The sequence below is a fragment of the Bacteroidota bacterium genome (genome assembly GCA_039714315.1).
Classification (GTDB): domain Bacteria; phylum Bacteroidota; class Bacteroidia; order Flavobacteriales; family JADGDT01; genus JADGDT01.
On record JBDLJM010000019.1, the window covers coordinates 22,954 to 33,384 of the forward strand.

14 protein-coding genes are annotated in these 10,431 nt (G+C 34.4%); 11 read left to right on the forward strand and 3 right to left on the reverse strand.

Annotated elements, in window-relative coordinates:
• The first annotated feature begins 4 nt into the window (after positions 1 to 4).
• The 10 genes from ABFR62_03805 to ABFR62_03850 all read left to right on the forward strand — a co-directional run bounded on the left by ABFR62_03805 (position 5) and on the right by ABFR62_03850 (position 7,611).
• Positions 5 to 424: a polymer-forming cytoskeletal protein gene (locus tag ABFR62_03805; protein MEN8137535.1), complete on the forward strand. Its 420-nt coding sequence runs from the start codon at positions 5 to 7 to the stop codon at positions 422 to 424.
• Entirely contained in the window at positions 387 to 611 is a 225-nt protein-coding gene (locus ABFR62_03810; GenBank protein ID MEN8137536.1) for an AtpZ/AtpI family protein, read from the forward strand. The genes ABFR62_03805 and ABFR62_03810 overlap by 38 nt, the downstream gene beginning before the upstream one ends.
• Before the next feature lie 115 nt (positions 612 to 726).
• Positions 727 to 1,116: a hypothetical protein gene (locus ABFR62_03815; GenBank protein MEN8137537.1), complete on the forward strand. Its 390-nt coding sequence runs from the start codon at positions 727 to 729 to the stop codon at positions 1,114 to 1,116.
• Between the two features lie 135 nt (positions 1,117 to 1,251).
• Positions 1,252 to 2,388, forward strand: a complete 1,137-nt coding sequence (gene atpB / locus ABFR62_03820) for a F0F1 ATP synthase subunit A (GenBank protein ID MEN8137538.1) — start codon at positions 1,252 to 1,254, stop codon at positions 2,386 to 2,388.
• Positions 2,389 to 2,509: 121 nt separating this feature from the next.
• Positions 2,510 to 2,713 carry an ATP synthase F0 subunit C gene (gene atpE, locus ABFR62_03825; protein MEN8137539.1) on the forward strand — a complete coding sequence of 68 codons (204 nt, stop codon included), beginning with the start codon at positions 2,510 to 2,512 and terminating at the stop codon, positions 2,711 to 2,713.
• 176 nt (positions 2,714 to 2,889) lie between these two features.
• On the forward strand, positions 2,890 to 3,396 hold the full coding sequence (locus tag ABFR62_03830) for a F0F1 ATP synthase subunit B (protein MEN8137540.1): 507 nt from the start codon (positions 2,890 to 2,892) through the stop codon (positions 3,394 to 3,396).
• A gap of 12 nt (positions 3,397 to 3,408) precedes the next feature.
• On the forward strand, positions 3,409 to 3,966 hold the full coding sequence (gene atpH / locus ABFR62_03835) for an ATP synthase F1 subunit delta (GenBank protein ID MEN8137541.1): 558 nt from the start codon (positions 3,409 to 3,411) through the stop codon (positions 3,964 to 3,966).
• Positions 3,967 to 3,995: 29 nt separating this feature from the next.
• Positions 3,996 to 5,576, forward strand: coding sequence for a F0F1 ATP synthase subunit alpha (atpA, locus tag ABFR62_03840; GenBank protein MEN8137542.1), 1,581 nt, complete (start codon positions 3,996 to 3,998; stop codon positions 5,574 to 5,576).
• Positions 5,577 to 5,680: 104 nt separating this feature from the next.
• Positions 5,681 to 6,541: an ATP synthase F1 subunit gamma gene (gene atpG, locus ABFR62_03845; protein ID MEN8137543.1), complete on the forward strand. Its 861-nt coding sequence runs from the start codon at positions 5,681 to 5,683 to the stop codon at positions 6,539 to 6,541.
• 425 nt (positions 6,542 to 6,966) lie between these two features.
• A complete protein-coding gene (locus ABFR62_03850; GenBank protein ID MEN8137544.1) occupies positions 6,967 to 7,611 on the forward strand; it encodes an outer membrane beta-barrel protein in 645 nt (214 codons plus the stop codon).
• A gap of 34 nt (positions 7,612 to 7,645) precedes the next feature.
• On the opposite strand, the gene ABFR62_03855 is transcribed toward ABFR62_03850, so the two are convergent.
• Positions 7,646 to 8,152, reverse strand: coding sequence for an acetyl-CoA carboxylase biotin carboxyl carrier protein subunit (locus ABFR62_03855; protein ID MEN8137545.1), 507 nt, complete (start codon positions 8,150 to 8,152; stop codon positions 7,646 to 7,648).
• 114 nt (positions 8,153 to 8,266) lie between these two features.
• Here ABFR62_03855 and ABFR62_03860 point away from each other — a divergent pair, with 114 nt between their 5' ends.
• Positions 8,267 to 8,887 (forward strand): outer membrane beta-barrel protein, encoded by a 621-nt coding sequence (locus ABFR62_03860; protein ID MEN8137546.1) that lies wholly within the window; start codon positions 8,267 to 8,269, stop codon positions 8,885 to 8,887.
• A 34-nt stretch (positions 8,888 to 8,921) separates the two neighbouring features.
• Here ABFR62_03860 and ABFR62_03865 read toward each other — a convergent pair whose 3' ends face one another.
• Together ABFR62_03865 and ABFR62_03870 are read right to left on the reverse strand one after the other, a co-directional pair.
• Positions 8,922 to 9,359 (reverse strand): hypothetical protein, encoded by a 438-nt coding sequence (locus ABFR62_03865; protein MEN8137547.1) that lies wholly within the window; start codon positions 9,357 to 9,359, stop codon positions 8,922 to 8,924.
• Positions 9,360 to 9,486: 127 nt separating this feature from the next.
• Complete coding sequence (locus tag ABFR62_03870) at positions 9,487 to 10,038, reverse strand: HNH endonuclease (GenBank protein MEN8137548.1); 552 nt, start codon at positions 10,036 to 10,038, stop codon at positions 9,487 to 9,489.
• Between the last annotated feature and the right edge of the window lie 393 nt (positions 10,039 to 10,431).

Genomic DNA, 10,431 nt, shown 5'->3' on the forward strand with positions numbered 1-10,431 from the left:
TATTATGTTTTCAAAAGAAAAAAACGTGAAGAAAGAGCAAAGCACAACACAGGTAGGAAGTCAACGAAATGTACTGGCTGCAGGGACAACAATTGTTGGAGATGTTAAGTCTGATGGAGATTTCAGAATAGATGGAACTATTGATGGAACGATCGAAACAAAGGGTCGTGTGTTAATAGGACAATCCGGCGTTGTAAAAGGAACTATAATTTGTACTAATGCTGAACTTGAAGGCTCGGTTGCCGGAAAGATGCAGGTTAGTGAGTTAATGTCATTAAAATCTACAGCAAAAGTTACCGGAGATGTGGTAGTAGGAAAACTGGCGATAGAGCCCGGGGCAACTTTCGATGCTACCTGTACCATGAGAGGTAGTGTAAAAAACATAAATGGAGAAGAAAAATCAAAAAAGGAGAAAGTATCTTAAAACCTATGCCAGACTCAGCGGATTAGTGTTTCAGATGGCTGCTGTTATTGGCTTTAGCGCTTTTGGAGGAGTGTGGTTGGATGAGAAATACAACACAGACAAGCTCTTCACAGTAATATTTTCTCTGATCGGAGTCTTTGCTGCTCTTTATATTGCTTATAAAGAGGTGAAGAGTTTGAGTGATTAGAGCAATGATACAATTTGTATTCACAGTGACCTGCGAAGTAGTTAAAGCTTCGTAGGTTTTTTTATTATGAATAATTAGCTACTTTTAAATTTTTCAAGAATATAATTCTAAACAAATGTCTCAACTGTATAAATATATACTGATCATACTACTACCTGTAATTATTGGTGCATACCTGATTCACAATTATATTTTTTCGAATTACTTTTCAGGGCAGGAAATTAATTATTCAATTGAGGTAATTTATGTTATTGTATCCATTATTACCCTTATTAATATCACAGGAATTCATTTTGTGAACAAATTATGGAAAGATAAAACCGGATTTGCTTTCATGATTTTTGGCGTGATAAAGATGTTTTTAATCATATTTTTAATTGTTAAAATACGGCTTAATAATGAAGTAAATATCATTTTTGATGGTGTAAATATAGTTATAGCCTATTTTGTCTCTCTAATTGTTGAATCTTATATAAGTGTTAAAGTGTTGAAAAGTAACGATTAGCAGGGTGTTTTTAAGATTTTATTAATTCCAAATATTTCATTAGTAAAGAATCCGAAAAATCTTTTTTTATATAATTATTTATTTACATTTGCAAGCAACGTAAAAAGCCAAATTCTTATATAGAATTCAGAAATGATGATTGCAAGAACCATAATTAACCGAACACTTTTATTAGTTGGATTATTACTGTCAACAGTTTCATTTTCTTACGCAGATGAAACCGAACAAGGAAATGATCCTGAGTCTCACGAGAATGCTTCAGAAAGTAAAGAATTTGATGCGACAAGTGTAATACTTCATCATATTTCAGATTCACATGAATATCACTTATGGGATTACACCGATGATTCAGGAGAAATTCACAAAGTATCTGTACCATTACCTGTAATACTATATGTTAAGGATAAAGGATTTTCTGCCTTTATGTCGAGTGAATTTCATCATGATGACCATGGTGAAGTTGCGGTAGAACGTAATGGAGTTTCATTTTTAAAAGCACACGATCACATATATATAGCAAATGCAGATGGTAAATTGTCTGTGGAGGAGATAGATGGTGAAGAAGTTATTACAAATACTAAACCGTTAGATTTGTCGATAACCAAAAATGTTTTTGCAATACTATTATCATTTACAATTATCTTCGTTGTTTTTGTAAGTGTAGCCAGAAGTTATACATCCAATAAGAAAGCTCCAACAGGATTGGCAGCCTTTATAGAACCACTTGTTCTTTTTATCAGAGATGATATAGCAATTCCTAATATCGGTAAAGATAAGTATGAGAAATTTATGCCTTATTTGCTTACTGTGTTTTTCTTCATACTATTGAACAACTTAATGGGCCTTATTCCGATATTCCCTTTTGGGGCAAATATGACAGGAAATATTGCTGTAACATTTACATTAGCTGCGATTACTCTGATTATTACCTTGATAAATGGAAATAAAAATTACTGGAAACATATATTTGCTACACCGGGAGTACCAAAACTGTTGTTGCCAATTATGATTCCTGTTGAAATAATGGGGGTATTGTCTAAGCCATTTGCCTTAATGATTCGTTTGTTTGCAAACATATCTGCAGGACATATTATTGTGCTTAGTTTAGTATCTCTGATATTTATATTCAAAACCGTTGCAATTGCACCTGTTTCGATAGGTTTTGTACTGTTTATGGATGTACTTGAAATATTGGTAGCTTTCTTACAGGCCTATGTATTTACTTTACTGTCGGCATTGTTTTTTGGATTAGCTACCGATGAAGCACATTAGTAAATAGCGTAGTCGAGAGATTTGTTGATATATTTAATAGATTCCTCCATACGCTACCGTTTAGTCGGAATGACGATTAATAAAATAGAATTTTTTGTTTAACTCAAATATATATTAAATTATGGGAACAGTTGCTGGAATTGGAGCTGGATTAGCTGCTATTGGTGCCGGAATCGGTATTGGTAAAATTGGTGGATCTGCAATGGATGCTATTGCACGTCAGCCGGAAGCTACTTCAAAGATTCAAACTGCCATGATTATTGCAGCTGCACTTATTGAGGGTGTTGCACTTTTTGCAGTGGTTGTTGCATTAATCGCAAAGTAAGAGTTTGTATCATAAGAGATGATACACAAAAAGTAAAACAACCTGTTTAGGGATTGCCTGCAGGTTGTTTGAAAACGAAAATAATTAGACCAACTATAATTGTTTAAGCGTTAATTGGATAGTTGTTGTGTACAACAATTAAGTCATCTACGTTTAAATATAAAGAACCAAAAAATATGGATTTAATTACGCCGGCACTGGGCTTAATTGTTTGGACACTTATTCCGTTCATCATCTTGATGTTTCTTCTTAAGAAGTTTGCCTGGAAGCCAATTCTTTCGGCGGTAAAGGATCGAGAAGAATCTATCAATGATGCGTTAGAGGCAGCTGATAAGGCTAAAGAAGAAATGGCTAAGTTACAGTCTGATAACGAGAAGATACTTAAAGAAGCCAGGCTAGAAAGAGATCTTATCATGAAAGAAGCGCGTCAAATGAAAGACAGAATGATAAGTGATGCTAAATCGGAAGCTTCAAAAGAAGCCGAAAAGATGATTGAGTTGGCAAAAACGTCTATCGAGCGTGAGACTATGCAAGCAATGACGGAACTTAAAAATCAAATTGCTGATTTATCTGTAGAAATTGCAGAAAAAGTTCTTCGTAGCGAACTTTCAGATAAGGATAAACAAATGTCTTTAGTAGAAAAGCTGGTTCAGGAAGCGGAAGATAATGTAGGAAACAACTAATATTATCTTGTTATGAGCGGAACTAAAGTTGCATATAGATATGCAAAATCACTACTCGAAGTAGCTCAGGAAAAGTCTATTCTTGAAAATGTTTACAACGATATGATGCTCGTTAGTAAAACACTTTCTGAGAATCCAGATTTAGCTGAGTATGTTTCAAGTCCTGTTGTTAAAACAGCGGATAAGATAGCGGTGGGTAAAAAGTTGTTTGAAGATAAAATTGAGGAACTTTCAATGAATTTCCTTGTACTTATCGGAGAAAACGGACGTGAAGATGTTTATCAAAAAATAGTAAAACGTTTTATTCATCTATATGATGAGATAAGAGGAGTTGAGGTTGCTAAAGTTATCTCGGCAGTAGAATTAGACAAAAAAATACTAACTCGAATTCAAACTCATGTTGCCAAATTAACAGGTAAGACTATTGATCTTGAAATAGAGATAGATGAAGATATTATCGGAGGTTATATCCTGAAGATAGGAGATTACCAATACGATGCTAGTGTAAAAAGTAATGTACTTAAACTGCACAGAGAGTTTAAAGACAATTTGTATATCCCAAAACTATAACGAACCTATAGGACATAATAAATACAGTTATGGCAGAAGTAAAACCTGCTGAGGTTTCAGCGATATTGAAAGAACAGCTTTCCAAACACAGTGTAGAAGGCGAATTAAATGAAACAGGTACTATCCTAGAGGTAGGTGATGGGATTGCCCGCGCTTACGGTCTGGCAAATGCCGAATATGGAGAACTTGTAGAGTTCGAAAGCGGCATGGAAGGTATGGTACTAAACCTTGAGGAAGATAACGTAGGTATCGTATTGTTCGGTACTTCTTCTGAAATTAAAGAGGGTGATACTGTAAAACGAACTAAACGTATCTCTTCGCTTCAAGTAGGTGAAGAAATGTTAGGGCGTGTTGTGGATACTCTTGGTGACCCAATTGACGGTAAAGGACCTATTGGAGGCGAGTTATTTGAGATGCCACTTGAGCGTAGAGCACCGGGAGTTATCTATCGTCAACCGGTAAGTGAACCTCTTCAAACAGGTGTAAAAGCAATTGATTCGATGATTCCTATCGGACGTGGACAGCGTGAGCTAATCATCGGTGACCGTCAGACTGGTAAATCAACAGTTGCCTTAGATACGATTATAAACCAAAAAGAGTTTTACGATAAAGGAGAACCGGTATTTTGTATCTATGTAGCTATAGGACAAAAAGGTTCAACAGTTGCAAATATTGCACGTGAACTTGAAGAAAAGGGAGCATTAGCTTATACAGTTATTGTTGCAGCAAATGCATCGGATCCTGCAGCTATGCAGTACTATGCTCCGTTTGCTGGAGCAGCAATTGGAGAGTATTTCCGTGATACAGGTAGACCTGCATTGATTGTTTTTGATGATTTGTCGAAACAGGCTGTGGCATACCGTGAAGTATCACTATTACTACGTCGTCCACCGGGACGTGAGGCTTATCCCGGAGATGTATTCTATCTTCACTCTCGTTTATTAGAGCGTGCTGCAAAAATCAACGATAATGATGATATTGCTGCACAAATGAATGATCTTCCTGAATCTTTAAAAGGTAAAGTAAAAGGAGGCGGTTCATTAACAGCTCTTCCAATTATTGAAACGCAGGCCGGTGATGTATCAGCATATATTCCAACGAACGTGATTTCTATTACTGACGGACAAATTTTCTTAGAGTCTGATTTGTTCAACTCCGGAATTCGTCCGGCCATTAACGTTGGTATATCTGTATCGCGTGTAGGTGGTTCTGCTCAGATTAAATCAATGAAAAAGGTTGCAGGTACCTTGCGTACTGACCAGGCTCAGTTCCGCGAATTAGAGGCCTTTGCTAAATTTGGTTCAGACCTTGATGCAGCTACACTTAATGTAATTGAGAAAGGAAGAAGAAACGTTGAGATTCTTAAACAGGCACAAGCATCACCATTTAAGGTTGAAGATCAGGTAGCTATTATCTATGCCGGTTCAAAAGGACTGCTGATGGATGTTCCGGTAAATAAGATGAAGGAATTTGAAGTAGAGTACCTTGAATACTTAAACAATAAACATACTGATACTCTTGCTTTGTTACAGCAGGGGAAATTAACTGCTGAAGTTGAAGAGGTTCTTAAAAAGACAGTAAAAGACTTATCAGCGAAATATAAAGCATAATTGGGTTTGAAATGTCTTAAACGTTTCCTGAGATTTGCTTGCTGAGCAAAATTGAAGTGAATTGTTGGAAGTGTTTAAGACGTTTTATCTAAATCATATATATAATGGCGAATTTAAAAGAAATTAGAAATCGTATTACATCTGTTTCATCAACGAGGCAGATTACGAGTGCCATGAAAATGGTTTCTGCCTCTAAATTAAAGAGGGCTCAAGAAGCAGCTTTCAGTTTACGTCCTTATGCTGATAAACTTCAAGAGATTATTAAAAACGTATCTTCTTCACTAGATGGTGATGCACAGTCTATGTATTCAGCTAAGCGTGATGTAAAAAAGGTTTTGATAATTGCGGTTTCTTCGAATAGAGGGTTGTGTGGAGCATTCAATGTTAATGTTGGAAAAAAAATCAATGAGATAGTAAGAGATAGATATAATAATGTATCTGTTGAAGTACTGACCATTGGTAAGAAAATCAACGACATAGCTGTGAAAACTTATCCTGTAGTTGCTGATCACAGTGATTTATTAGATGATATTTCATTTGAAAATACAGTCAAAATTGCTCAATGGGCAATGGATAGATTTGAAGAAGGTAAGTATGATAGAATTGATGTAGTTTATAATAAGTTTAAAAATGCTGCAACACAAGTTCTTACTCAGGAACAATTTCTTCCTATTATTGCTAATGAATCTGATTCTTCAGTTAGTACGGATTACATATTTGAGCCGGGTAAAGATCGTATTATCACTGATTTGATGCCTACATCATTAAAAGTTCAGCTGCATGGAGCTATACTAGACTCTAACGCGGCAGAACATGGTGCACGTATGACAAGTATGCATAAAGCTACTGATAATGCTACAGAACTGATAGGCGAACTTAAACTGACATATAATAAAGCACGTCAGGCTTCTATAACCAACGAAATTCTTGAAATAGTTGGTGGGGCCGAAGCACTAAATAGTTAATTCAGCTTTTAACAATATAATTTTTATTAACCACTTCTGTTTTTAATATCGGGAGTGGTTTTTTTATTATATTTAATTGAAGTTTCCCACGTTATAGTTTTTACATCCGAGACGTGAATATAATCCCCGATATTTATCTATGCCCGGGTGCAGAGCATTGTTATGATGAGGTTTATTTGTTTTTAACGAAGGGAGCAGCGAAATATAGTTCGCCCGGATGGAAGTGGCAGCCTTTGTTTGGGATAGCTTGTGAGAAATATATTTTGGCGGCTGAGCCATAGCGAAGACCCCGAAATGTAATTTTCGAACTGCTATGCCGTACAAAGCTATAGCGGATAGCCTGTCTGCCAATCCGGGCAGGCCGGAAATAGCGCCAAAAAAAAGACATGGGAAATTTCAGAAGTTAATAAACCAATTTGATTATTATGAATGAGAGAAAGATATTAATTGTTGCCTTTTTATTGATCTTACCTTTTTACAGTTTCTCTCAAAGTAAGTTTGGAGTTGGCGGATCTTATATTTATAACAATTCTGAATATGTTTTAGGCAAGGTTATTCCATTTGTAGATAGTTTTAGTATACTCGATGATAAGAATGGTTTTGATGTTGAGTTACACTACAAATATAGGTTTAATGAGAAGTTTGCAATTTCTTCAAAGGTTGATTACCTAAGAGTTAAGCAGAAATATGAAATTGTGTTCCTGTCTCTTCTTTATGATAAGTTTGAAAGGGTATTTGATCAGCACTACCTGGAGTTTGCAGTTTACCCAAATTTATATTTCTCACGTGATTTTGCGGTTTATTTTGGGCCAAAACTTATATACAATATCAAGAATTCAGAGGTGAATAATGAATTAAATGAATACGGATTAGGGATAAATTTCAATACAATGAGTATTGGTCTGGATATAGGATTGAATTATGTTTATGAGATGTTTTATTTCGATTTGTCTTATTCCTATTTGCCCAATCATACTATTGGAAACATCGAAATATTAAATTATCAGTCCGATATACCGGTTACTTATAACGCTACACGTGTCAATTTTACTGTGGGACTTGAGTTTTAGCTTATGGTCTATTTTAGAAATTGGAGTGTTAGGTTCATTCAAGTTCTATTAAGATTTCATCTTTATCTACAGTATCATTTTTTGAGATGTTAACATTTTTAATTTTTCCGACACTGTTAGATTTTATTATGTTCTCCATTTTCATGGCTTCTAATACTAGTAGGTGTTGTCCCTCTTTAATCGGATCATTTTTTTTGATTAATATGTCCAGTACCAGCCCCGGCATAGGTGCTTTAATATATCTTGACTCGCTATCATTCTTCCTTCCATATCCTAAATTATGAATTAATTTATCGTATTGATCTCTTAAATTGGTCTTGAAGTATTTACCGTTTACCAGTATTTCTATTGTTTTGGTGTTTTCGTTTAAGTCTATAATATCCAAATCGTATTCAATACCATCTTTTTCTATGATATAGTTGTTTTTATTTTGCGACTTGATCGAAAAACTGAAATTATCGGAGTCTATTTTACCTGTAAATATAGAATCTTCACTTAGTTCAATTTCATATTTACGGTTATTTACATTTGCTTCTGACATTTATGAGATGATTTTAAGAGTTATAGCGCTAAATTTTTAATAACTTTAGATATGGCATATTATTTGCGATCATCATACTAAAGTATTAAAATTAGTAATTTAAAATTGTCTACAATGAAAAGAATTATATTATTATCAATTGCTCTTGTAACTTTTCTTTCGGTAAACGCGCAGAACAATACTAAAGTTGGTATAAAAGGAGGCTTTAATTATAATATGTCTTCTACTGATTTAAGTGATGCTCCGCTTGGTGCCTGGAATGCAATAAAGGATCCTAAAGCGAACAACGGATGGCATTTAGGTGTGCAATACAGAAGTTATTGCGGCGAGAAATTATATATTCAGCCCGAGTTAATTTATTCCCAGACATCAGAATCGTACGAAATAGACCTAAATAATAATTGGATTAAAACTGATTTTGATGATAGGATGGTAGATATAAACCTATTGTTGGGGATGAAATTTATGGATATGATCAGAGTTTATGGCGGACCAATGGGGATGCTGAATGTTGGAACAAATCAGGAAGCTAATGATATAGTAACAGCGTATAAATCTTTTAGAATGGGATATCAATTAGGGATTGGGGTAGATCTGTTATCTGCATTTACCTTTGATGTTTCTTATAAAGGAAGTTTTAATTCTGATAATGGAGTTATGAAAGTTGGTGGAGTAGATGTTCCGGTATCTCAAAATGTATCTCAGGTATTATTGGGTGTTGGAGTTTTGTTTTAAAAAAAAAGGGAGGCTTAAAAAACCTCCCTGTATATTATAATCTCATTGTTAACCCAAGACCTGCTGTTCCACCACTGGTATGTCCGCCACCAAATTCAAGGTAGATACCCCATTTTTCACTCCAGAACCATCGTCCTCCTACCTGAAGTCCTGCATCAAAATCACTGTCATTACCATTGTTTTTATCGTTACCGTTGTCTAAGCCAAAAGCATATCCTGCATTTGCTCCTGCGTATACATCCCATTGAGCAGGTAAATCAATAAGAGTGTCAAAGTAAAAATTAGCTTTTACTCCGGCAGTTAAATAACTCAATTCCAGATTTGTACCCGCTGCAGGTGCAATTGTTATATTTTCAGCTACAGGTATCTCATAACTTAAACCTATAACACCAAAATTTAATTGACTTGTTGCCTGTGCAAATAAACCGTTCATTGCAAATAGCATAATAACTAATAGTGTAATTTTTTTCATCTTACATATTATTTTAATTAATAACATGGATATTTATGATCCATATAAAAGTTTGTAGTCTCAATCATTTAATTTAAAATGATTTAGTTTAATAAATTTAGTAAAAAAAAATAATTATTGAGACTTTTTAGTCAATTTTTACATGTCCCCAGTTTTCTCCACTGCGTATTCTATTTAATTGAGTGTGAGTAATTCCAAATTGTTTTGCAATTACTTTTAATCTTGTGTTAGGGTTTCTTTTAAGGTATTTTTTCAGACGAATAACTTCAGTCTCTGTTAGTTTAGCGTTTCTGATAATTCCCTTTCTGTTAATTTTGGCATAAGCCGGATTTTTTCTCTGATGAGCTTCCATCTCGCTTTTAGATGCCCATGCTAAATTTGTATGCTTATTATTGGTTTTATCATAGTCAATATGAATTACAAATTTTTGGTCATCGCGCTTTGGTGGTAGAAATTGAAGAGCTACCAATTTGTGTATATACCTGGAAGTTTTTTTCATCTTATAGGTAATTCTTAATAAATCATATCCGGCAATTACGGTAGGATTCATCAACTTCCCATCAGCTACGTTTGTGTAACTAATAACGCGACCATAATTTGAAATTTTGTACCTCTCATTGAATTTTTCACCATCAATTTCCAGTACTTTCCATTCTTCATCTCTGAAACTTGCAATCATTAGAATTGTCTTAAATGTTAATATTTGCTATGAGATAGGCATAATGTCGATTTAAGTAAGTGAATGGGAGTATAGACGTAAAAGTAAGAAAATTATTACTTATAAAAAAAGTGATTAGAAAGAAATTGAAATTTTATTATTAGTTATACCAATCACAAATCAAAATTACCGATATAAATATTTTCTATTTCCCTCTTTCTTCGTTGTAAAACAGTTCCGTAACTAAGGCTATGCAACGATTTTTCGCCTCGTTATAGGAAAATATAATTACTGACGAACAGTTGATTTTGGAGTTCGTGAATCGCTTCACTTATTTCAATTTATTTATCAATCATTTTGAATCGTAATTGCTATAAAGGTAAAATGGCAGGTATTTATGAATCAGGAATAGGA

Excerpts from the sequence above, each read along its gene's own strand:
- ABFR62_03805 (MEN8137535.1), top strand. The coding sequence starts at position 5 with ATGTTTTCAAAAGAAAAAAACGTGAAGAAAGAGCAAAGCACAACACAG.
- ABFR62_03810 (MEN8137536.1), top strand. The coding sequence starts at position 387 with ATGGAGAAGAAAAATCAAAAAAGGAGAAAGTATCTTAAAACCTATGCC.
- ABFR62_03815 (MEN8137537.1), top strand. The coding sequence starts at position 727 with ATGTCTCAACTGTATAAATATATACTGATCATACTACTACCTGTAATT.
- atpB (MEN8137538.1), top strand. The coding sequence starts at position 1,252 with ATGATTGCAAGAACCATAATTAACCGAACACTTTTATTAGTTGGATTA.
- atpE (MEN8137539.1), top strand. The coding sequence starts at position 2,510 with ATGGGAACAGTTGCTGGAATTGGAGCTGGATTAGCTGCTATTGGTGCC.
- ABFR62_03830 (MEN8137540.1), top strand. The coding sequence starts at position 2,890 with ATGGATTTAATTACGCCGGCACTGGGCTTAATTGTTTGGACACTTATT.
- atpH (MEN8137541.1), top strand. The coding sequence starts at position 3,409 with ATGAGCGGAACTAAAGTTGCATATAGATATGCAAAATCACTACTCGAA.
- atpA (MEN8137542.1), top strand. The coding sequence starts at position 3,996 with ATGGCAGAAGTAAAACCTGCTGAGGTTTCAGCGATATTGAAAGAACAG.
- atpG (MEN8137543.1), top strand. The coding sequence starts at position 5,681 with ATGGCGAATTTAAAAGAAATTAGAAATCGTATTACATCTGTTTCATCA.
- ABFR62_03850 (MEN8137544.1), top strand. The coding sequence starts at position 6,967 with ATGAATGAGAGAAAGATATTAATTGTTGCCTTTTTATTGATCTTACCT.
- ABFR62_03855 (MEN8137545.1), bottom strand. The coding sequence starts at position 8,152 with ATGTCAGAAGCAAATGTAAATAACCGTAAATATGAAATTGAACTAAGT.
- ABFR62_03860 (MEN8137546.1), top strand. The coding sequence starts at position 8,267 with ATGAAAAGAATTATATTATTATCAATTGCTCTTGTAACTTTTCTTTCG.
- ABFR62_03865 (MEN8137547.1), bottom strand. The coding sequence starts at position 9,359 with ATGAAAAAAATTACACTATTAGTTATTATGCTATTTGCAATGAACGGT.
- ABFR62_03870 (MEN8137548.1), bottom strand. The coding sequence starts at position 10,038 with ATGATTGCAAGTTTCAGAGATGAAGAATGGAAAGTACTGGAAATTGAT.